The organism is Variovorax sp. Soil_C_17 (assembly GCF_057657265.1).
Map to the genome: position 1 here is coordinate 1 of NZ_JBDGIT010000023.1, position 21,044 is coordinate 21,044.

20 protein-coding genes and 1 pseudogene are annotated in these 21,044 nt (G+C 61.1%); all 21 read right to left on the bottom strand.

Annotation, left to right across the window (positions count from 1 at the left end; genetic code table 11):
* Positions 1 to 1,100: IS66 family transposase (gene tnpC / locus AC3A6Y_RS34105; protein ID WP_487872640.1), on the bottom strand; the 1,100-nt coding region annotated here is incomplete at its 3' end.
* A gap of 116 nt (positions 1,101 to 1,216) precedes the next feature.
* Positions 1,217 to 1,519, bottom strand: a pseudogene (locus tag AC3A6Y_RS34110) (transposase domain-containing protein); the annotation flags it as partial.
* A 75-nt stretch (positions 1,520 to 1,594) separates the two neighbouring features.
* Positions 1,595 to 1,933, bottom strand: coding sequence for an IS66 family insertion sequence element accessory protein TnpB (tnpB, locus tag AC3A6Y_RS34115; protein WP_487872641.1), 339 nt, complete (start codon positions 1,931 to 1,933; stop codon positions 1,595 to 1,597).
* The gene (gene tnpA, locus AC3A6Y_RS34120) at positions 1,930 to 2,322 is read right to left on the bottom strand and encodes an IS66-like element accessory protein TnpA (RefSeq protein WP_487872642.1); all 393 of its coding nucleotides are present in this window, start codon (positions 2,320 to 2,322) and stop codon (positions 1,930 to 1,932) included. Before tnpA ends, tnpB begins: the two co-directional genes overlap by 4 nt.
* 168 nt (positions 2,323 to 2,490) lie before the next feature.
* Complete coding sequence (locus AC3A6Y_RS34125; RefSeq protein WP_487872643.1) at positions 2,491 to 2,886, bottom strand: hypothetical protein; 396 nt, start codon at positions 2,884 to 2,886, stop codon at positions 2,491 to 2,493.
* A 14-nt stretch (positions 2,887 to 2,900) separates the two neighbouring features.
* Complete coding sequence (locus AC3A6Y_RS34130) at positions 2,901 to 3,878, bottom strand: ABC transporter permease (protein WP_487872644.1); 978 nt, start codon at positions 3,876 to 3,878, stop codon at positions 2,901 to 2,903.
* The gene (locus AC3A6Y_RS34135; RefSeq protein ID WP_487872645.1) at positions 3,875 to 4,819 is read right to left on the bottom strand and encodes an ABC transporter permease; all 945 of its coding nucleotides are present in this window, start codon (positions 4,817 to 4,819) and stop codon (positions 3,875 to 3,877) included. Before AC3A6Y_RS34135 ends, AC3A6Y_RS34130 begins: the two co-directional genes overlap by 4 nt.
* A gap of 13 nt (positions 4,820 to 4,832) precedes the next feature.
* Entirely contained in the window at positions 4,833 to 7,388 is a 2,556-nt protein-coding gene (locus AC3A6Y_RS34140; RefSeq protein ID WP_487872646.1) for a substrate-binding domain-containing protein, read from the bottom strand.
* 60 nt (positions 7,389 to 7,448) lie between these two features.
* A complete protein-coding gene (locus AC3A6Y_RS34145) occupies positions 7,449 to 8,537 on the bottom strand; it encodes a substrate-binding domain-containing protein (protein ID WP_487872647.1) in 1,089 nt (362 codons plus the stop codon).
* A gap of 56 nt (positions 8,538 to 8,593) precedes the next feature.
* Complete coding sequence (locus AC3A6Y_RS34150) at positions 8,594 to 9,337, bottom strand: SDR family oxidoreductase (RefSeq protein ID WP_487872648.1); 744 nt, start codon at positions 9,335 to 9,337, stop codon at positions 8,594 to 8,596.
* Between the two features lie 50 nt (positions 9,338 to 9,387).
* On the bottom strand, positions 9,388 to 9,681 hold the full coding sequence (locus tag AC3A6Y_RS34155) for a putative quinol monooxygenase (RefSeq protein WP_487872649.1): 294 nt from the start codon (positions 9,679 to 9,681) through the stop codon (positions 9,388 to 9,390).
* A 13-nt stretch (positions 9,682 to 9,694) separates the two neighbouring features.
* Positions 9,695 to 10,786, bottom strand: coding sequence for an NAD(P)-dependent alcohol dehydrogenase (locus tag AC3A6Y_RS34160; RefSeq protein WP_487872650.1), 1,092 nt, complete (start codon positions 10,784 to 10,786; stop codon positions 9,695 to 9,697).
* Between the two features lie 822 nt (positions 10,787 to 11,608).
* A complete protein-coding gene (locus AC3A6Y_RS34165) occupies positions 11,609 to 12,004 on the bottom strand; it encodes a PaaI family thioesterase (RefSeq protein WP_487872651.1) in 396 nt (131 codons plus the stop codon).
* 65 nt (positions 12,005 to 12,069) lie between these two features.
* Complete coding sequence (locus AC3A6Y_RS34170; RefSeq protein ID WP_487872652.1) at positions 12,070 to 12,777, bottom strand: GntR family transcriptional regulator; 708 nt, start codon at positions 12,775 to 12,777, stop codon at positions 12,070 to 12,072.
* A gap of 83 nt (positions 12,778 to 12,860) precedes the next feature.
* Positions 12,861 to 13,568 (bottom strand): 2,3-bisphosphoglycerate-dependent phosphoglycerate mutase, encoded by a 708-nt coding sequence (locus AC3A6Y_RS34175; RefSeq protein ID WP_487872653.1) that lies wholly within the window; start codon positions 13,566 to 13,568, stop codon positions 12,861 to 12,863.
* Between the two features lie 44 nt (positions 13,569 to 13,612).
* Positions 13,613 to 15,025 carry an NAD-dependent succinate-semialdehyde dehydrogenase gene (locus AC3A6Y_RS34180; protein ID WP_487872654.1) on the bottom strand — a complete coding sequence of 471 codons (1,413 nt, stop codon included), beginning with the start codon at positions 15,023 to 15,025 and terminating at the stop codon, positions 13,613 to 13,615.
* 202 nt (positions 15,026 to 15,227) lie between these two features.
* On the bottom strand, positions 15,228 to 16,244 hold the full coding sequence (locus AC3A6Y_RS34185; protein WP_487872655.1) for an ABC transporter permease: 1,017 nt from the start codon (positions 16,242 to 16,244) through the stop codon (positions 15,228 to 15,230).
* Positions 16,245 to 16,270: 26 nt separating this feature from the next.
* A complete protein-coding gene (locus AC3A6Y_RS34190) occupies positions 16,271 to 17,251 on the bottom strand; it encodes an ABC transporter permease (RefSeq protein ID WP_487872656.1) in 981 nt (326 codons plus the stop codon).
* Positions 17,251 to 18,795 (bottom strand): sugar ABC transporter ATP-binding protein, encoded by a 1,545-nt coding sequence (locus tag AC3A6Y_RS34195; protein WP_487872657.1) that lies wholly within the window; start codon positions 18,793 to 18,795, stop codon positions 17,251 to 17,253. The genes AC3A6Y_RS34190 and AC3A6Y_RS34195 overlap by 1 nt, the downstream gene beginning before the upstream one ends.
* An 81-nt stretch (positions 18,796 to 18,876) precedes the next feature.
* Positions 18,877 to 20,040: an ABC transporter substrate-binding protein gene (locus AC3A6Y_RS34200; RefSeq protein ID WP_487872658.1), complete on the bottom strand. Its 1,164-nt coding sequence runs from the start codon at positions 20,038 to 20,040 to the stop codon at positions 18,877 to 18,879.
* Positions 20,041 to 20,158: 118 nt separating this feature from the next.
* Positions 20,159 to 21,037 carry an alpha/beta fold hydrolase gene (locus AC3A6Y_RS34205; RefSeq protein WP_487872659.1) on the bottom strand — a complete coding sequence of 293 codons (879 nt, stop codon included), beginning with the start codon at positions 21,035 to 21,037 and terminating at the stop codon, positions 20,159 to 20,161.
* Between the last annotated feature and the right edge of the window lie 7 nt (positions 21,038 to 21,044).

Genomic DNA, 21,044 nt, shown 5'->3' on the forward strand with positions numbered 1-21,044 from the left:
TACACCGTCACGGCCAGACGGCCGGGGCGGGGGAATTTACGTGTCGATAGCCGGGGGAGTTTGGGTGTCGTTCGGGGCCCGGCGAGCGCGCTGCCCGCGAAGAGCCATGCTCGGCGTCCGACCGCCCATGGACGGATGAGGTTCTCAAGGCTGTTGTTGTCGACGTTCACGTCGCCGTCGAGCAGATTGTGTGTCAGGGCTTCCCAGTGATTGAGGCTGTAGTTCAGGGCCTTGGCCGTCGCACTGCCGTCGGGTACCTGGCTTCGCTCCAGTCGCAGCCATTCATGCAGGTCCGTCCACAGTGGCTTCGCATCGCTGCGCCTGCTCGCCAGTCGTTCCTCGCTCGTCAGCGTGGATAGCTTGCGCTCCAGGCGATAGATCTCCGCGATGCGACGCAGCGCCTCATCTGCGACAGCGCTCTTGCCCGAGTCGAGCAGCAACTCGTCAAATTTCCGTCTCGCATGTGCAAGACATCCAGCGCCCGTGCGCCCGGGCTCGGCGCCCATCACGCTGTCGTAGGCCTTGTATTCATCGCGCACCAGCGTACCGCGCCAACTTCGCTCGTCCTCACCACCCTGCGCCGTACCAAGGAACGCGATGGGGAACTGCGCGCCGCGCCCCACGCAGAAGTCGTAGATCACGCCCGGCACCGGATCGAAGGCTCCGCGCGCGTAGGCCCAGACGTAAGCCTTCTTGGTCTTGCCCCGACCGGGGTCGAGCATGGCCACCGGCGTCTCATCGGCATGCAGCACCCGGGCCGAGAGCACGAAGCGCTTGTGCGCGTCGTACAGCGGCTCCAATGCCGCGCCGCCACGGCCGGACCAGGCCGCCAATGTCGAGCGCGGCGTGTGCACGCCCGAGCGCGCGTTGATGACCTCCTGCCGGTAGTACGGCAGGTGATCCACGAAGCGGCTGATCAGCGTGTGCGCCACCAGGCCTGCCGCGGGCACCCCGCCGTCGATGAGCTGCGGCTCGACGCCCTCCTGCACCAGGCGCTGACAGCAGCGGCACGCCCACTTGCCGTAGACGTGGCGGTGCACGAAGAACTCCGCCGGCACGATGTCCAGCTTCTCGCTGATGTCCTCGCCCACGCGCACCATCGCTTGCCGCAGCCCGGGCTCGGGCAGGCGGTGTCCTCGGGCTCGTGATGGTGCTGCACGCGGCGCAGATGGTCGGGCAGAGGCTGACGTCGTGGCTTGCGCTTGGACGAGGCGTTGTCGTCCGGCGCAGGCGTGCCCTTCGCCTGCTCCATTAACGCCTGCAGAGCGGCCTCGTCTTCGGCCAGCGTCTCCTCGAACAGCCGGCGCTGCTCGGCGCTCATCGCCTCGGACTTCGCACCGAACTTCCAAGCCTTGTGACGTGCCAGTTCGAACGTGAGCTTCTCGAGCTTGGCGTCCTTCAGGCGGATGTCCTGCGCCTGGCGCTGGATGTGCTGCAGCATCTGCTGGGCGAGCGTTGTGACCGCCTCGGGCGTCAGACCTTGAAGGTCTTCATCCTTGAGGTCGCGCAGGTCCTGCATGGGTATGCATCATGCAGGCCCGGTTGCTTCGCGTCATTGGGAGTTGCGCTGTCAACGCGCTCGCCGTTCGGCGGCCTATAGCCGCGTGATCAAACTCATCTCCGGCAGACGCTCCCAAGGCAGTCCCACCACCAGCGCATCGAACTGCGCCTGCGTCAACGACAGTGGGTTCGCGGCACTGCTCTCGCTGGGCCACACGAAGCGACCGGCGTTGAGCCTTCGGGCGGCACACCACACGCCGAAGCCGTCGTGCACGAGCAGCTTGATGCGAGTGGCCCGCACGTTGGCGAACAAGTAGCCGTGATGCGCACGAGCGCTGCCCAGAGCATGCACGACGTGAGCCATCAAGCGCTCGGCGCCGGCACGCATGTCCAGTGGCTGGGTGCACAGCCACAGAGCGTCGATGCGGATCATCGCAACACTTCGCGAAGCCACGCCGCGCAGTCGGCTGCCGCCGAGATGGGCCACACGACGCTCACGCCGAGAGCGCCACGCTTGAGCTCGAGCCGGATCGTCTCGGCAGGTGCAGCCGCCGTGGGTAATGGCGCCTGTGCAGGCGGTGGCGCCGGCGTCGGCAACGACAGCGCAACGAACTCCGGCGCAGGCTCGGCAACCGTCGCCGAACCTGCCGCTCGCACAGAACTCGCTCCGCGACCGCGACGCCATTGATGCACGAGGTTGTCGTTGAGCCCGAACGAAAGCGCAACCGCTGCGACCGAGGCACCAGGCTCGGAGCATGCCGCCAGAACCTGCGCCTTGAACGCTGCGCTGTGACGGCGGCGTTGCTTCGGATTGACGTCCATAGATGTCCAGCTAACTTAGATGGACAGCATGGTCTCCGGCTTGGCTTCAGATCTCAAGGTGGGGCGGCTGGCCGCTTACCCAAGCCAATTTGTCTTGCGCCTAGATGCTCGTGTCTGACCGGACTAGCGTTGGCAACCAGCAGACTCAATGCACACATCCAAGTGTGATCAGGTGCTGCGCATAACCCTCGATGAGATCGGATGCACGCTGCGCGAGCTGCGCCAGTCCGGCATCGCCGCCACCCTGAACACTCGCGTCATGCGGCGCAGTCCTCGCAGCAGCCCGCTGCTGGAGACGCTCGCAGGACTGTTGCAGGACGAGCTCGACCGACGCCACTCGCGCCTACGCTGCATCACTCGTTTGCGCGCTACATCCCATGTGAACCCCGCTTCCATGCGATCCGTTTCGACTTCATCATCGCGCCGCCCGACGGCGGCGGTTTCGGCGCTGCAGTGCACGAGATTCGCGACTTCGAATTCAACGCGCGGGCGCATCAACCAGGCGCTGGGCAGCGTTCGCCTGGGTCTACGTGTCAGGCTTGGGTTGACAATGCTGAGAATCATGCAGTCCAGCTCACTCACTTGCGCTTCACCCCAGCACTTATCGCCGCAGTCGCAATGACAATGCCTTGGACCATCAGCTTGCCCGGCTCCTGCACACCAAGCACCGTGAGCACGGCAAACAAATAGCCGAAGGCTATTACGGCTACAAACGGCCCCATTACTCCTCCGCGACCACTTCCGAACGTCACGGCGCCGAGAATCGCCGCAGCGATCGCGTTCATCACGACGTCCAGCCCTGGCTTGATGCTTCCGACGCCCAAGGCAGAGGTCTGAAGTACTGATCCGATCGAGCCGAGCAGACCGGCGAGTACATGGCTCGCAAAGATCACGTTCGGAACGCGCAAGCCTGATACAAGGGCTGCCTTTGGACTGTCTCCAATCGCAGCGACGAATTTGCCATACACCATCGTCTTCATGACCACGGCAAATCCGATCGTCATTAGTACCCAGATGTAGACTGAGTAGGACAGTCCGAGCAGACGTTCGTTGGTCACCATCATTAGCCAGCGTGGTACAGCCCCAGGCGGTTGCCCTGCAGTTAGCCAAGACACGGCACCCATCAATATGGTCGTCATTCCCAACGTCACCATCACGGCCGATGCACGAACGTAGGCAATCAAAAGACCGTTGATCGCGCCCACGATCGTTCCCATCACTAGCGGCACGAGGACAAGGAAAGCTGGATGAAGCTCGCCAAGGATCCCAGACGTCACGAGGTAAATGGTCATCGCCGAGACGCCAGCAACCGAAAGGTCGATCGATCCGGCACGCATGACAAGCGCCTGGCCGAGCACCACGACCCCTAGCGGGGCGCTTTGACGCAGGATGATGGACGTGAAGATCGGATTCAGCAGGTTGCTGGCAAAGAGGGCTACGACTATTAGAAGCCCTGCGAGCACGAAGTACGATGGCGGCAGGGACGAAACCCATTGCAAGGTCGTTCTCAGACCGTTGCGGCTTGGTCTGCCTTGGGTGGCGACGTAGGAACTCATAGCCCAATCTCCTTGCGGCGCTGAACGCTCACAACCACGACGAGCAGTAGCCCCTTGACTGCCACCTGGATGAAAGCCGACACGTTAGAAAGGTTCATGGCGTTGCCGATCAAGCTGACAAGCAACGCGCCGATTATGGTGCCAAAGAGGTTTCCGACGCCGCCACTCAACTGCACGCCGCCCAGCGCAACCGCGGTCACCGAATCAAGGTTGAATGCCACGCCGACCTTTGAGTCTCCCGAGGACAGGCGTCCTGCAAGGTACAGGCCCGCAAAGAATGCGAACAGCGAGCTCAGCATGTACGCAGACACGATCACGCGGTCAGTCTTGATTCCATTCATGCGTGCGTTATCTGCGTTGCCGCCGGCGGCGAAAAGGTGCACGCCGAACGGTCGCCGGTACAGCAGCCATGCCGCGGCAGCGACCGGCAACACGATCCATAGAACGGCGAATGGAATGCCTGCAAGACTGCCGTTGACCCCCGCGCTCAGCCATGCTGGGACGTCCCCTCCCGGAATCGGGCGAAGCAGCAGCGCAAGGCCTTGAGCGAAGCTCATCGTCGACAGGGTCATGACAATGGGGTGCACCCCAAGCCGCGTGACACCGATTCCATTGATTGCTCCGATTAGCAGGGCCGCTCCGAGGGCCAGGAATAGCGTGAGCGGTTTCGCATACGGCAGGGCGACGATGGTGGTGGTTAGGCTCATGACCGCCCCGTTGGAAACATCGAGCCCACCCGTCAAGATGACCATCATCTGACCGACGGAGGCAAGCACCAAGGGTGCCGTCTGCGAGATCAGATTGCCTATGTTCTGACCTGTCAAGAACTCGGAAGAGGTCGTTGCGGCGATGATCAGCATCGCCAGAAAGATGGCAATCGATACACGCAGCGCGCCATCGCGCGAGTCTCGCGACATCGCGAGTATGGTGAGTGCTTTCATATTGCAATGTCTCCTATGTTCCAGCCGGCTCTCGGGCCTCGTACAGCTTTCTGATCGTGGGCTCCGGCAGTTCGGTCGGACTCCAGAAGGCATCGGATAGATCGGCGCGCACGAACTTCGCGAGGTTGTCGCTTGTAATTGGGGCTGGGCGGTTGAGGTAGCTCTTGTGGACCGACTTGCCTCCCAAGAGCGCGGCCGCCGCTCGCACGGCCGCGGCGCCAAGGCCGGGCGGGCAGATGGGACTTATGGACCTGAACCTGTCGGATCTCCAGCGTCGCAGCCACCCGTTCATGGCCTCGCCGGTGATTGGAGGCAGCTTGTCGACTCCGAGCTGTGCCAGTGCGTCGGCACAGCCAAGCGACATGTTCGCCCCGTCAGCCCAGACTCCATCGACTTTCGAGTTCGCGCGATACAACTGCTCGCACAGGTTCCTGGTGCGGTCATACGACCAACCTGCGTGCTCCTCGGCGACGATCTGGAGGCCCGGTGCCGTCTTGAAGGCATCAATCGCACCGCGGTAGCGATCCTCGTCGATAGGATGCCCCGCGACGCCACGCAGCACCCAAATATTGCCTTGTCCTCCGGTCTCTTTGATCAGGTACTCGGCCATGACCTTGCCGAAATGGTAGTCGTCGCCCTGGATCTCGGTGGTGAATTGCGTTGTGCTCGTCTTGCCTAGATACACCACGACAGGTATGCCGGCCACGCGCGCGCGCTCAATGCCTGAAGACGCCGAGGTGGCACTCAGCGGGGCGACAATCAATGCATCGACCTTCTGATCGATCAGCTTGTCAATGTCCGCTGCCTGCTTGTCTGGATCAAGGTCTGCGCTGAGAAACAAGTACTGACCGACCTCGGGAATCTGTGTCGCGGCATGCTCGGCCTCGTGCGCTGTCTGGTAGGTGTGAGTCGATCCCGCCAGGCCGTAGTGACTCATCCCGATCTTCCAAGGCCCCGGCTTCTTGAACTCGCCAGGCTTCGTCATGGGGTTGTCGCCAGAGGCAGGCAAGGTGTCGGCGAGCAGTACGACCTCGTCCGCCCTTTCCGATTCAATGGCGAGTTCTCGGCGTCCGATCGCCGCATGCAAAATCCTCTGTTCAGTCGCCTCGGCGCCAAGCATCTCGTCGACGATCTGCCGTCCATGAACCACGAGAATGCGGTCGCACAAGCCAATCAATTCGAGCAACTCCCGCGACAGCACCAGCAGCGCCCCGCCCTGGTTGACGAATGCGCGAAGCAATCTATAGATTTCGGCTTTGGCGCCCACGTCGACGCCGCGCGTGGGCTCCTCGATGACCAGGACGTCGACTCCTGAGGCGAGCCAGCGACCGATCAGAGCTTTCTGCTGATTGCCGCCTGAGAGCGAGTTGACTGCGGCTTTTGCGTTGCCGGTGCCGATCTTCATCTCACGCACGAGGCCATCGACGATGGCACGGGCGTCGGCCAAGAGTGCACGCAATGGCCTGCCTATTTGCATGCCCAGCGCAATGTTGTCTGAGATCGAGAGGTTCAGAAACAGTCCCTCTGACTTGCGATCTTCAGGAATGAATCCGACCCCAGCGCGGATGACCGACTCGATGCCCTCATCAGTTGACAGAGCGCAGGATCGCAGCGCACCCGAGGCGCCTTTGATGATGTCCGACTGTTCCGGACACTCAAGTCCTACCAGTGCGCGGGCGATCTCGCGCTGTCCTTGTCCCTCCAAACCCGCAAAGCCGAGGATCTCGCCACGCTTGAGCTGGAAGCTCACTGCCGGAGAGCCTGCCTTGAGTCTGAGCGAGCGCACATCCAATGCGATGTCGGAGGGGCCAGAGCTACCTCGGGGCGGGAAGAAGTTTGTGAGCTCACGTCCGACCATCAGGGCAACCAGATCGTGCTCGCTCAATTCGCTGGTCGGATGAGTGGCGACCAGGCGTCCATCCTTCATCACAGTCACGGTGTCGCACAACTCAAAAATCTCGCGCAGCCGGTGGGAGATATAGATCACAGCCTTTCCTGCGTCGCGGAGCTCGAAGATGAGCTTCTCAAGCCGTTCGACATCGGCGGCATTCAGCGCTGCCGACGGCTCGTCGAAGATGAACACGTCGGCGTCCGCCGAGATGCCCTTGGCGATCTCGACCGCCTGCTGTTGCGCGACGGTGAGGTTGCGCACGAGCGTTCTCGGGTCGAACTCCAGGCCAACCCGCCCGAGGATCTCTCGCGAGCGCTTCTCGGCAGTGGCATAGTCGATTGCACCAGCGCCCGTGCGAGGCTCTCTGCCGAGGAAGATGTTCTCCGCCACCGAAAGGTTCGGCACCAGCGTGAACTCTTGGAACACGGTGGAGATTCCCATTCGAAGCGCTTCGAGTGGTGAACCGATGACCACCGGCTTTCCGCGAAGCTCCAGCGAACCACTGTTGGGTCGATGGACCCCGGCAATGATTTTCATCAGGGTCGACTTACCGGCGCCGTTTTCTCCCGTGAGCGCGTGGATGGAGCCAGCGCGAACGGAGAAGTCGATCCCGTGCAGGATCGTTGCGTTACCAAATGACTTGACGATCTTCTTCGCAGAAATCATGGTGTTTGACACTCGAGGCACTCCAAATCGCGAGGCAGCATCAGCCGCCTCGCTCGTCGATCAAGGGTCGGCTTACTTTTTGTCGCCGTACAGCTTCTTGATCGTGGGCTCCGGCAGCTCTGAAGGGCTCCAGAACGCGTCCGACAGATCCGTGCGAACGAACTTCCCCAGCGTCTCATTCGTGATCGGCGCCGGACGATTGACGTAGTGCTTGTGTACCGGCTTACCTTCAAGCAATGCGACGGCGGCACGCACCGCGGCGGCGCTCAACCCCGGAGGACAGATCGGCCCGATCGATTGCAGGTTGTCCTGCGTCCAACGGCGAAGCCAACCGTTCATCGCCTCGCCGGTGATCGGAGGCAGCTTGCTCATTCCCATCTGCTGCAGCGCATCGGCGCAGCCAAGTGACATGTTGGCACCGTCCGCCCACACGCCATCGACTTTCGGGTTTGAGAGGTACAGGCTCTCGCACATCTTCTTCGCGTCGTCGTAAGACCAGTTGGCGTTCTGGTCGGAAACGATCTTCAGGCTGGGGGCCGTCTTGAAGGCGTCCATGGCTCCGCGATAGCGGTCCGCATCGATCGGATGGCCGGCGATGCCCTTCATGATCCAGATATTGCCTTTGCCGCCAGTTTGCTTGATCAGATACTCGGCCATCACCTTGCCAAAGTAGTAGTCATCGCCTTGGATTTCGGTCGTGTACTTGTCGGTACTCGTCTTGCCCAGATAGACCACGACCGGAATACCGGCAGCCCGAGCCTTCTCGATCCCGGCCGAAGCGGAGGTTGTGGTCAGCGGGGCAACGATCAGCACGTCCACCTTCTGCGCGATCAGATCCTCGATGTCGGACGCTTGCTTCGCCTGATTCAAGTCGGCACTGCGGAACAGGTACTGGCCGATCTGCGGGATCTGCTTGACCGAATATTCGGCTTCGTGCGCCGTCTGGTAAGTATGCGTCGAGCCATTGAGTCCATAGTGACTCATGCCGATCTTCCAAGGACCCGCCTTCTTGAACTCGTTGGGCTTGGTCGTCGGGTTGTCACCTGGAGCGGCAACCGTATCCGCCAACAGGTTGAGTTCCTGAGCTGCGGCGGGCTGGCCCAGCGCGGCGAGGCCAGCCAGGCTCGTGGCGATTGCAATCTTCTTCATCTTCTGCTTCATGCGTGTCTCCAAGGGTTGTAAAAGGGGAACAGTTGGGATGCGGCTTCCGCGTGGCGTCAGAAGGGCTGTGCGGTAGGACGGATGAGGATTTCGTTCACGTCAACGTCCGACGTTTGGTCGATCGCGAACGCGATCGCACCGGCTATGGCCACGGCTTTGACGGCAATGTCTCGAACCCTCTTTTCTTCGGCGCGGCTTTCCGCGTGCGAAATGGAAGTCGCGAGGTTCGACTCCACGGCCCCCGGGGAGATGATCGTGACGCGGATGCTGTCGCCCACCTCTTGGCGCAGTCCCTCCGAGATAACCCGCACCGCCGATTTGGTTGCGCAATAGACGCCGCTGTTCTTTGTCACGATGTGTCCCGCCACCGACGCAACATTGATGATGTGACCGCTGTTCTGCGCCTGCATCACTGGCAGCGAGGCGGCAATACCGTACAGGACGCCCTTCACGTTGATGTCGATCATGCGGTCCCACTCGTCCACCTTGAGCGCGTCGAGCGGTGCGAGTGCCATCACCCCAGCGTTGTTGACCATCACGTCGAGGCGGCCAAAGCTTTCCTTTGCGAATTCCACAAAGGCGACAACGTCTGCTAGCCGAGTGACATCGAGCTCCGTGAAGGCGGCTTTACCGCCTGCGCCGCGGATCTCTCCAACGATCCGTTCCAGATCCCCTCGAGTATTCGCGGGCGCGCCGATCACGACGGATGCGCCCTTGCTGGCCAAGTGCCGAGCCGTTGCTGCGCCGATGCCGCTGCTAGCACCGGTGATGGCGATCACTTTGCCCTTGATGTTGTCCATGTCGATTTCCTGCGGTTAAGAATCAATGGGCGAGCGGTGGTCAACACCCCTCAGAGAAGCTTTCGGTAGACTTTCACTTGCGCTGGCTTGTCGAGCAGCGGTGCGAGCTTCGAGACGGTTTCCTGTACGTGTGAGCTGTTGGCATGCCCATCCAGATCCTCTGGGCTTGCCCATCCATCCACGATGACGAGTTCACAAGGGTCGTCGGCGCACTGGTAAAGGTCGTAGAACAGGCAGCCTCGTTGTTCCAGTGAAGGAGCGACGAATCCCTCGATCAGGGTGCGGCCAGCCTCTTGATGGTTCGGCTTCACGTTGAAAGTGGCAACGACGTATACGGCGGTCATGCGGCTCTCCGGATCAGAAAACGAGAACAGGCTTGATGACGCTGCCGCCCTCGGCCTCCGCGATCGCCTCGTTGATTCTTTCGAACGGGTACTTCGTGACGAACGTTTCGAAAGGAAAGACGCCTTCCTGCTGGAGTTGCACCAAGTGAGGAATGAAGGTCTGAACGACCTGGTCACCCAGGATCACGCCCTGCAGCTTGCGATTGAAGACCATCCAGTCCAGCTGGATGGGGATGTCCTTGCCCAAGCTGTCGAGGCCGAGCAATGCGCAGTGACCACCCGCGCGTGTCGCGGCAATTGCGTTGCGAATGACTGTGATGGCGCCCACCGCATCGACGGCGTAGTCCGCCCCTCCATCCGTGATGGCATGGATCTGCTCGATGACGTCGGATGCCCGTCCGTTGATCGTGTGCGTCGCCCCAAGGCTGCGAGCCATGTTCAGGCGCGACTCGTGCAGATCGATCGCGATGATCTCGCGGCAATGGCGGATCTTCGCTGCCATGATCGCGGCCATCCCAACGGCGCCACAGCCGAACACCGCGATCGAAGAGCTGATGTCCGGTTGCAGCGCGTTGATGACAGTGCCCGCGCCAGTCGCCATGCCGCAGCCGAGCGGCGCTGCGATGTCCAAGGGGAACTCTTCGGGCAGCTTGGCCGCGTTGTTCTCAGTTGCGAGGATGTGGCTTGCGAACGAGGATTGCCCGACAAAGTTCGCGCCGATGTCCGCATCGAGAATCGCACGCTTCCCGTTCGGGCGCAGGCCCGTCAGGTTGTACTGGCTGTAGTTGCGGCAGTTCATCGGATGTGCGCGACGGCAGTCCGGGCAATGACCGCAGGAACTCTGGCTCAAGGCAACGTGGTCACCGACCTTGAGGCCCTTCACGTTTTCGCCGATGGCTTCGATGACGCCCACACCTTCATGGCCCGGGATGACCGGATGGTTAGGGCCGAAAATGCCGTCGCGCAACAGCAGGTCGGTGTGACAGATGCCGGTCGCGACGGTCTTGACGAGGATCTCGTTGCCCTCAGGTTCGGCAAGGATGAGTTCGCGCAACTCCAGCGGAGCTTTGGGCTTTGTCGCCACGGCGGCGAGGATGCGAGGCATTTCGAAGGTCTCCTAGATATCGCTATTCGACTAAGTAGGTGGCGAATGCTAGGAGGCCCGACTCGTGAGCGGAAATACTGTTTTCAGCTGCATCTCATAACGAATTCCGCTAGCCCTGGCCGCGTCGTCCGGCGGTCGTTGCCGGCGCCGCGACGACCTGCAGACGTTCGTGACTTCAGTAGAGAAGTACTCCGCACAGCGCCCTGATTCCGCGCGCGGTCATTCGATCTAGACAGAAGCCCTGCGCGGTCCGAGGTACTCGAGCTTGGGCACCACTTGCTTGTCATCGCCTGCGGGCTCGTGCGTGGTCTGCGGCGATGCTGAGGCGGGCTATGGAATGACTTCACCCAACAGAGTGAGACATTGGCTGCCGAAGAATTTGGGGTGCCCGCCCGAACGGACTCGTCGATGCCTTCCCCGCGGGTCTTGCCTTCTCCGCGCGCGAAATGATCTCGTGCCGGTCTCGTCCATCGAGCGCCTGGGCGTGCGGATCTGTTGGTGGACCAAGGGGAAGGTTGTCGTGTCGACCACGTCCTCGGGGTTCGCATCGCCCTAAAGTGCTATAGGCCCTGGAACTCGCCCAGGTTGCTCAATCAGGACCTTGCCACAAACCGGCATTGGCCATCGGCGCGCGGACGGCCACCAACCTTAGGCGCTAACCGGCGCTGCCGCCGGACTCTCGGACTCTCGGACAACGTGTTGACGAGACCAGAAGGGCTAGCTTCACAACGTGCCCTCGCCTGGCAGACCGCTTTGTCCGACCCCCATCACCGCTTCGGTTGATGCGTTTGGGGCCACCCCGCGCAAAGGGAATTCACTCGACTAAGTCGATGAAAGTCGTACGTACTTGAAGGTCCCCATCGCAGTAGCCAATAGCACCGTGGAGTCGAGCCAGAGCTCAGAACGTGCGAAGTAGATTCCGCGTCCGCGGCGTTCGAGCGTGCCCTTAGCCACCAGCAAGGCGCCACTGCCGCTGTCGAGAAAGTTGGTGGTCAACGAAAGCGTGACACTCTCCGGCTGAGGAGAGTCGGGAAGTCGATAGAGTCCGGCGTAACCAGCCGCCGCGTCAAGCAGCGTGCAGATCACTCCGCCTTGCACGCGCCCGGTTCGGTTGGCCAGATGGGGTTGCGCTTCGAGCTGCATCTCCACGAACCCATCTGACCAAGCGGTCAATCGAACTCCCAGCCATTGGAGAAAGGGGTTGTTGATGGTATGCATGACAACATCACGGCCAGCCACGCCCCCGCTTCCTGAACGGTCGGCGCGTGCTGCCCGAGCTGAACCTAGACAGACGCCGCTCGCGCGGATTCACCCGGTGCCGAACTCCGTTCATTCGTTTCCAACACTTTCAACGCCACCTTCGCAGCGGCGTCGATGTGGGCTACACAGGCGGCTTCTGCTTCCACCGCATCTTTCGCGCGAACAGCATTGACGATGCGACGAATCTCCTGCAGGCTCGTTTCCAGGCGGCCCGGTTGCGTCATGGAAGTGGCTCGCAAGAGGTTCACCCGATTGTGGATGATGGTCAACATCTGCTTTACATAGGGGTTTCCGCAACCTTCCAAGACGGTTCCGTAAAACTCGTCCTTGGAGGCAACCAACGCGGCGCGGTCCCCTTCACGGGCAGCCTGCTCCAACTTGGCATATGCACTGTCCAACGCCGCAAGATCCGTCTCGGTCCGCTGGGTGGCGAACATCCGTCCTGCATACCCCTCCAGAATCGCCCGAACCCCGTACAGATGGTGCGCATCCTTCGAGGTCAAAGTGCTGACCACCGGGCCTCGATTCGGGTAAATCGTGACAAGTCCCTCGGCCTCGATTTGGCGCAGCGCTTCGCGAATCGAAGTCCGGCCCACCCCGATGAGGTCACAAAGCTCGCGCTCGACTAGCCTTTGCCCGGGCTTGAACATCCCGCCTGCAATGGCCCGTCGCAGTTTGTTTTCCACCTGCTCGCGCACGGACACGGGTGGACGGCTGATCTGCAAATCCATGATTCCAATCCCCAATATCAAAGCTGGAAGTCGTTGCCAACTTCTCTGGCGTCATTCTATCAGACAATCTGATAGCAGGCAAATCATGCCGGGATGCGATGCAGCAGTGCCGTTTCACGGCAGAACCGATACGTCATCGGAGTTGCATGCGGAACTTCAATCTCCCTGATCTTGTGCTCGCCGATGCCCTCAATCAGCATCCGCAGCACCCGAATGGAGTTTCCATGAGCCACGATCAGGACCGTTCGTCCTTGCGCAAGTTCAGGCTCTATAGACGTGGCCCAGCACTGCTTCACCCTTCCGTGGGCATCACACAAGCTTTCGCCCAGCGGAATCTGATGAGGCTGAAGGGCAGCGTAACGCGGGCTGGTGCGACTGTCTCTCGGCTCGCCGGGCGTCAACAATGGCGGGCGATCCCGAAAACCTCGACGCCAGCGGAACACCTGTTCGGCGCCGAATAGTCGCTCGGCTTCAGGTTTGCTCATACCCTGCAAGGCGCCATAGTGACGCTCATTGAGGCGCCAGTCGGCGACCGATGGAATGGCCGCCAGTCTCATTTCGGACAAGCAATGGTGCAAGGTTGCGAGCGCACGAACCAGTGCGCTGCTGAATGCAATGTCGAATCGCACGCCAGCCTCACGCAGCATCCGCCCAGCCTCCTTTGCCTGACGGACGCCGAGGTCGGAGAGCTCCACATCCTCCCATCCTCCAAATCGTTGCGACTCGTTCGAGACAGAACTGCCGTGTCGCAGAACGACCAGCTGCGGGCCCCTTTCACTGCGGGTCGACATGGGTGCGCTCTTTGCTGTCACAGAGGTCGACGGTGCCTGATCCGCTATTCCCCTTCCGTTGCTACACGGGCCGACGGAGCGCCCGGGCGGTCCACCCAAACGGTCTGAGCGTTCATAAACTCGTGGACGCCGTAGTAAGACAGCTCTCGCCCGTAGCCACTCTTCTTGACGCCACCGATCGGAATGCGGGGATCCGACGCCGAGAACCCGTTGATGAAAACACCGCCGGTCACGAGCTTGCGAGCCATTGCCTTGGCTGCCCCCTTGTCGCCAGTCCAGATCGCAGCGCTCAAGCCGAACTCGCTGTCATTGGCCAGTTCCAGCGTTTCAGCCGCGTCTTTGGCCACGATCAGCGACGCGACCGGACCGAACGTCTCCTGAACGAAGGACGTCATTCCAGGACGCACGTTCGCTAGCACGGTCGGCGCATAGAAGTTGCCATCACCAGAAAGCTTGGCCCCTCCAAGCAACACCTTCGCTCCCTGTTCGATCGTGCTGCGGACCTGCTGGTCCAGTTCGTCTCTGAGGTCGAATCGCGCCATGGGACCGAGCTCCGTCGATTCGTCTAACGGATCGCCGACCCGCAAGGCAGCCACTGCCTTCACGAACTTCTCGGTGAACTCCTCCGCTATGGAGGCTTCGAGAATGATTCGCTTCGCTGCAATGCAGATCTGACCAGCGTTCTGGAAACGGCCAATCACTGCCGCCTCCACCGCTTTGTCGATGTCTGCTCCCTTCAGGACGATGAACGGATCCGACCCGCCGAGCTCTAGCACCGATTTTTTCAGCGCGGCGCCGGCCTGTGCGGCGATCGCTGATCCGGCACGCACGCTGCCCGTCACCGCCACAGCCGCAATGCGGTCATCGCGGATGGCTACCGAAACGAGATCAGGCTGCACATTCAATACCGTGAACGCGCCCTCCGACAGGCCGGCTTCAGTCCATGCCTTTCCAAGTGCGTAAGCGCAACCCATCACGTTAGGGGCATGCTTCAGAGCATATGCATTGCCGCCCAGCAGGATGGGCACCGCACCACGCATGATCTGCCAATACGGGAAATTCCATGGCATCACCGCGAGTACGGTTCCCAACGGGTGGTAGGAAACGTAGGCGTCCGGTCCCACAGGCGTCGCCTCATCGGCGAGCATTGCCGCGCCGTGCTCGGCATACCAGTCGCACAACGTCGCACACTTCTCAACCTCTGCGCGCGCCTGCTTGATGGGCTTTCCCATCTCGAGGGAAGCGATTCGGGCGATCGGCTCAAGGTCCCGCCGTAGCACGTTCGCCATCCGGCGAAGCGTTTCGATTCGATCGGCGGAACTGCGCTGGGACCATGTCTCAAAGCCCTTCTGCGCCCTCTGAAGGTGGCGCTTCAGGTCCGCCTCGGTCTCATACGGATACTCCGCCACGACGTGTCTGGTTGCCGGATTCAAAGATACTGCAGCAAGTTGGTTCATAGCTATTACTCGATAGTTTCGAAGGACGCCTCGAACGTAGCTGTCAACGACAGATGCTGAGACTCACAGTGATTCGGCGGTTTGCGATGTTGTGCGGACGCCAGCGCACGGATGATGTCTCCGGCTGCATCGCTGCCGCCTGCGGTGATATGGAGACCACGCCGCGTCTCTCACAACGGGCATTTGTTGGCGGGCTTCACTCTCAGATTTGCATGCGCAGATGCGGAGCCCTGGCGTACAAGGCAACCATCGGCACAATCAGCAAGCCCAGGATCGATTGCTGAGCCGCGTAGCTCAGCCCCATGCCGACCAGGAGGGAAGTCAACACTGTGAGGACCAGGGCCCCCAGAATCGTCAACCCGTAGCCGCCATGCCCGCCCAAAAGGGAGGTGCCCCCAATGACCACCGCGGCGACCGTCGTGAACAAGTACGGATCGCCCACCCCCACGAAGCCGCCCCCACTGAAGCCCAGGAGCAGCATGCCGGTGACGGCAGCCATGACGGCGCTGGCGACATAGGCGATGAGCCAGAACTTCCATTCCGAGATAGAGAGTCGTTTGGCCGAGGTTCGGTTTCCGCCAATGGCGTAGAAGGCCCGCCCGTGGCGATTGGTGCGCGCAAAGTACAGGACGAGCGCGCCGACCACAGCGCAGATCACGACCACTGGAGGCACAGGAATCCCCAGCGTCGAACCGTTCATGGAGGCCATGCTCGACAGCCAATCCGGGATCTGGGCGACGACGTTGCCACCAAACTCAGATCCAATGGAGACAAGAATCTGTACTGCGCCCACCACCGCGAAGCCGATGCCAAGCGTGACGATCAGCGCCTGCCCCTGGATGCGGAAGCTGGCGGCTCCGTTCACGAGCCCAATCACGGCGGCAACGACGATCACAACGGCGACCGCGATCTCGGTCGGCACACCGTGACTGATCAGAGAAGCCAGGCCGATGTTTGCGGCGCCGATCACAAATGGGATGGAGAGATCCAACGAGCCCAGGAGAGCGCAGAGCGTCTGGCCCAGTGACGCAAGAGCGAGGAACGCAGCAAGAAGCAGCATCGACCTCACGTTGGACGCCGAGAGAAAGCTGTCCACCAGGAGAGCACCGGCGAGCATCAGGGTGAAGAGCGCAGCGCATCCCACCAGAATGCTCCGGTTGCGCCGAAGGGTTAGCTTCATGGTGCCGGGACCCGATCGGGAACCTTTGATGGCCGTCATTTCGACTGATTTCCTTGTAACCGTGTTCATCGCGCAGCTCCAGCACGTCGACCCGTGAAGATGGTCACCACGAGTGAGGCCACCAGCAGCAGGCCGTAGCTCATTTGGGTGACGTATGCAGAGACAGTCCCGAAATCGAACGTCGAAAGCACATACGAGATCAGGTACATGTTCAATGCGCCGAGAACGGACCCCAGCGCTCCGCCCTTTCCACCAGCGAGGCTCGTGCCGCCAAGGACCAGTGCAGTGACGGCAGTCAACGTGTAGGTGCTGCCCTGGGTGGGGTCGCCGGAACCGATCAGCGCGGTAAAAGCGAGCGATGCGAGACCGGCGAGCACGCCAGCCGCGACGTGAGCGGTAAGGCGCACGGCGTCAACGTTGACTCCGCTCGCATACGCCGTGCGCTCGTCCGAGCCGGTCGTGCAAAGGTGAGTGAACATGACGGTCCGCTTCCACGCGTACCACAGCACGCAGGCGACCACGAAGAGCAGCAAAACCGGAGAGAAGATGCTTGTTCCCGCACCCCAGGACGCCATCCACTCCGGAGCGACGCCGGAGGGCCTTGGCATGATCACCAGGTTGAGACCCGTCAGGACCAGGTACCCACTCAGCGTGACAATGATCGGAGAGACCCGAACATGAATGATGATCAGCGCCTGCAAGACCTGGTAGGCGACTCCCACCGCGATCATGAAGGCAATCACAACGACGGGGGATTGAATGTCATTGCCAACGAGCCACTGAATCATCGTGACGTTGATGAACCCTATCAGCGGCCCGACTGCGAGATCGACGCCGCCGCGGCCGGCGAGTGCGATCGGGGTGAGCGCCATCGCTGCCAGCATCAATGGAACTGCCACGATGATGGCGCCCCCGATGCCGTCGACAGTGAACAGTCGGGGTGCGCGCACCGCAACTGCGGCAAGCAGCACAAGCACCAGGAGAACGGGTACTCGCAGGTGCGATGGCACACGGGCGATAAGTCCCTGATTGGTTAGCGTGCTCATCATGAAACCTCCACGACGGGGTCGTCGAAATGGACTGGTCCGGTATGGCCGAACATGGCTGGAAGAATTTTTTCCTCGCAGATGTCGGAGCCTTCCAGGACACGGAAGATCGATTGATCGTGAAAGACGGCGACTCTATCCGCGAAGTCGAAGAACTCCTCCAACTCGCTCGAAAGGTAGACCACCGCTCCGCCGGCCGCGACGAAGTTCTTCAGTTCCCGATACAGGTCCTTCTTGGTGCCGATGTCGACGCCGCGAGCTGGATCGTTGAGCACGATCACGCGTGGCTGGGCCGCAAGCGCCCGGCTGATCAGCACCTTTTGCTGATTTCCACCACTCAAGGTGGTGATGCGGTTGTGCTGGTTGCCGATCTTGATCGAGAAGCGGCGAACTTCATGCGCGAAGATCTGCTCAAGCTTGGAGCGAGCGATGAAGCCCGCCTTGTTCGAGGTCTGCTTGTAGAGACCAATCGACAGGTTCTCAAAGATGCTCAGGTTCGGAAAAATGCCTTCGCGCTTTCGATCACCTGAGACAAAGGCCATGCCAGCGTTCTCCGCATCGAGCGGATCGTGCAGTTCGCTCCAGATCGATCCGACCTTCATCTTCACGTTTCCCACGTCGTTCGGGCATATGCCTGCAAGCGCACGCACAAAGTCGTCCTGGCCGGCACCATCCAGTCCCGTGATCCCCATCACCTCGCCCTCGAGCAGGCTCAGGTCGAAGCTACGCTTTCCTCCAAAGGACATGTGGTCGGCCCGAAGAACCGGCTCTCGCTTTGTTTGGATAGCCGCCCGCGCCTGAGCGGGCGAAGCGGTGGAGCCTGCGGATTTCGCCTGTCCCGTCATCAGCGCGAGCAGGTTCGCCTCCGTGATGTCCGATTTCGAGAGCTCTCCAACAGTGCGTCCATCGCGAAGTACCGTCGCGCGGTCCGTGATGCGCACGAGTTCGGCGATGCGGTGCGTCACGATGATCACGCACGCACCCTTGTCGCGCAGCTTGCGCATCTCGTCGTGAAGGCGGGCCGTGCCGTCGAGATCGAGCGCCGCTGACGACTCGTCGAAGATAAGGACCTTCGGGTCTCCGATCAGCGCGCGGCCAATGACGATCCACTGCTTGACGCTGAGCGGCAACTCGCCCACGGGAGTCGAAGGGTCGATGTGTTCCCCTGTGAAACGATGCATCATCTCGGCGGTGATGCTGTGCTTGCGGTCCTCGGGAACCTTGCGAAGCCACAGACCGTCCACGCCAACGAAGAGGTTGTCTGTGATCGACGTTTCGTCTGCCACCAGAATCTCCTGGAAGATCGTGGCAACCCCGAGGCGGCGGGCCTCCTGAGGCGAAGTTGGGCGTTGCCCATCGATCGACACGGTGCCGCTGTCGATCGTGTGAATGCCAGAAAGCACTTTTGCCAGCGTGCTCTTGCCACTCCCGTTCTCGCCGATGATGGCGTGGATTTCGCCGGGATACGCGTGCAGCGTGCATCCATCCAGGGCCTTGGTCTCGCCGAATGCCTTGTGCACATCGACAACTTGTACGTCACTCATGGTTGGCCACCGTTCGCTGAGGGCTGCCGGCTGGACTAGCCGGCAGCGTCATCAATTACGTTCCGAATTCCGCCCAGGATTTCATTTGCGACCCTTGAGGGGGTCGAAAGGACGCAAGAAGAAGTTGTCCGCCATTGCCGCAGGAAACCAGACCTCCGGGCCAGGCTGCAGCCAGTCCGTCGAGTCGATGCTGCAGCTTTCAGGCAACGCCTTCGCGACGTCCTCGTAGGTGAACTTGGCAACCGGGCGGATGATCGACTGAGTCTTTGGGCCTTGGCCTTGCAGCGTGCGGATCATCGCGTCGAATACGAGCTCCATCTCATCGCCAGGGGGCCAGATGTGGAAACCGCCACTCACCCAGTTCTTGTTCTTGCGCCAGTAGCACGCGGCACCGGCTTCACCACCAAGGGTGATGGGCGGAACGGGACGACCGGATTGGATGACGGCCTTGAGCGTGCCGGTCTCGGTGGCCGACTGCGCGATGATGCCGTCGATCTTTTGCGGATGGGTCGCCAGGAACTTCTGGACCTCGGTCTGCGCAACCTGAGATGTCCACTTTCCGGCAACCGTACCCACCAGCTTGACGTCAGGGTACTCAGCGAGGGCCCGCTTCACGCCGTTGTCGTAGCTGTCGGACGATGCAAGACCGGGAATGCCGCTGACCAGCAGCACGTTGCCTTTCTTGCCAATCTCCTCCGCCAACCACTTCCCGATCTTGTAGCCACCCTCCGTGTAGTTGGCCGATGCGTTGACCGCATAGGGCGACGTGACGTACCCACTCCAGGAGAAAACCGGCACGCCCTTGTCATAGGCGTATTTCACGGTCTGGTTCAACGCCGTGACGTTGGAGCAGCAGATGATGATGGCATCCACGCCCTGATCGACGAGTTGCCGCATCTGCTGGATCTGTGTCGCGTCTTTCAGGTCCGATTGGGTCACCACGATCTTGTCCACCAGGCCAGCTGCCTTGTACTTCGGCAACAGATCTTTCATGAGCCGATCCATGGCCGCGGAGCGCCAGGTGTTCCCGGCATACGAGCTTGCGTAGCCGATGGTCCACGGCGGCCCCTTCTTGGGTTTCCAATCCCGATAGGCGCTCTGGCCCACAGGCTGCTGTGGATCGAGGCCCTGGTAGGCGGCCGCCAGATCCTTGGGCAACTCGTCGACGGCGGACGCCGCCATAGCCACAAGGCCGAATGCGCAGGCTGTGGTCGCGATGGCGACCCGAATCAGTCTTGAAAGCATCATCATTCTCCTCTTCAGGTTGCATGGAACAGGTAATGCAGCCGCCAGCCGAGCCGGATCTCGGCTCGGTCGGATTGCTTCGGCTACCCTGCTACAGGGCGCTCGGGCGCTCGATCGTTCAGGCCTTCTTCGACGCGATCTCGTCGAGGATGGGCAGGAGGAACTTTCGAAACTCGGGGTAGTTCTCGGTGGCCGGGAAGTGACCCAGCTTGGGCATTGGCCAGTATTTGCATCCCTTGACCAGCTTGGCGATCTCTTCGGTCTCCGCCGGTGATGTGTTGGGGTCGTACTCGCCGGTGAGGAAGTACAGCATGCACTTGGATGTATCGATGGAGCTCGCTTCCTCGGGCGACATGTCGTGGTCGTAGTAGTAGTAGTACAGGTCGCCCGCGAAGATGCCGGGGCCGCCTTGCATGTACATCCACTGGACTTCGCGGACATTCTCTTCCGGCGAATAGGGCGACATGTTCAGCAGCATCGCCGCGCCGATGGAATTGCGGCTGACATTCGGGTTGTCAAATTCACGCCGAATGCCGGCCATGCCCACATCCACGTATTCGACCGCTGAGCGAAGAGCGCCTTCCACGCTGATGGTTGCGCGGTACTTGTCGGGGTGAGAATGCGCCAGGTCGATCGCGAGGTGACCACCCATCGAACTGCCCATGTACACCGGCCGATCCAAGCCCAGTTCCTTGGCGAACGTATTGGGGAAGTCCATCATGAACTTCTTGGTCATGTTGTATTCATGCTCCCACCACTTCACACCTTTGGGCGGCAGCGACTTGCCGTGGCGCGGCAGGTCGTAGGCGATCACACGGAAGCGACTGGTGACCTCCTCGTCGTTCAACAGGTAGTGGTACTGGCGACCGTCGGAGCCGGCGGTGTGGCCGACGAGCAATGGAGTGCCCTTGCCTGCTTCCTCGTAGTACACGCGGTAGTCAACGCCGTCGATGTCGAGATGAACGTAGCGACCGACGATCGGTTCATGTTTTGCCATTTTCTGT

Coding starts and splice junctions, on each gene's coding strand:
- tnpB (WP_487872641.1), bottom strand. CDS start 1,933: ATGATCCGCATCGACGCTCTGTGGCTGTGCACCCAGCCACTGGACATG.
- AC3A6Y_RS34165 (WP_487872651.1), bottom strand. CDS start 12,004: ATGCATACCATCAACAACCCCTTTCTCCAATGGCTGGGAGTTCGATTG.
- tnpA (WP_487872642.1), bottom strand. CDS start 2,322: ATGGACGTCAATCCGAAGCAACGCCGCCGTCACAGCGCAGCGTTCAAG.
- AC3A6Y_RS34180 (WP_487872654.1), bottom strand. CDS start 15,025: ATGAACCAACTTGCTGCAGTATCTTTGAATCCGGCAACCAGACACGTC.
- AC3A6Y_RS34170 (WP_487872652.1), bottom strand. CDS start 12,777: ATGGATTTGCAGATCAGCCGTCCACCCGTGTCCGTGCGCGAGCAGGTG.
- AC3A6Y_RS34205 (WP_487872659.1), bottom strand. CDS start 21,037: ATGGCAAAACATGAACCGATCGTCGGTCGCTACGTTCATCTCGACATC.
- AC3A6Y_RS34175 (WP_487872653.1), bottom strand. CDS start 13,568: ATGTCGACCCGCAGTGAAAGGGGCCCGCAGCTGGTCGTTCTGCGACAC.
- AC3A6Y_RS34160 (WP_487872650.1), bottom strand. CDS start 10,786: ATGCCTCGCATCCTCGCCGCCGTGGCGACAAAGCCCAAAGCTCCGCTG.
- AC3A6Y_RS34195 (WP_487872657.1), bottom strand. CDS start 18,795: ATGAGTGACGTACAAGTTGTCGATGTGCACAAGGCATTCGGCGAGACC.
- AC3A6Y_RS34135 (WP_487872645.1), bottom strand. CDS start 4,819: ATGAAAGCACTCACCATACTCGCGATGTCGCGAGACTCGCGCGATGGC.
- AC3A6Y_RS34200 (WP_487872658.1), bottom strand. CDS start 20,040: ATGCTTTCAAGACTGATTCGGGTCGCCATCGCGACCACAGCCTGCGCA.
- AC3A6Y_RS34125 (WP_487872643.1), bottom strand. CDS start 2,886: ATGATTCTCAGCATTGTCAACCCAAGCCTGACACGTAGACCCAGGCGA.
- AC3A6Y_RS34145 (WP_487872647.1), bottom strand. CDS start 8,537: ATGAAGCAGAAGATGAAGAAGATTGCAATCGCCACGAGCCTGGCTGGC.
- AC3A6Y_RS34130 (WP_487872644.1), bottom strand. CDS start 3,878: ATGAGTTCCTACGTCGCCACCCAAGGCAGACCAAGCCGCAACGGTCTG.
- AC3A6Y_RS34150 (WP_487872648.1), bottom strand. CDS start 9,337: ATGGACAACATCAAGGGCAAAGTGATCGCCATCACCGGTGCTAGCAGC.
- AC3A6Y_RS34190 (WP_487872656.1), bottom strand. CDS start 17,251: ATGAGCACGCTAACCAATCAGGGACTTATCGCCCGTGTGCCATCGCAC.
- AC3A6Y_RS34155 (WP_487872649.1), bottom strand. CDS start 9,681: ATGACCGCCGTATACGTCGTTGCCACTTTCAACGTGAAGCCGAACCAT.
- AC3A6Y_RS34185 (WP_487872655.1), bottom strand. CDS start 16,244: ATGACGGCCATCAAAGGTTCCCGATCGGGTCCCGGCACCATGAAGCTA.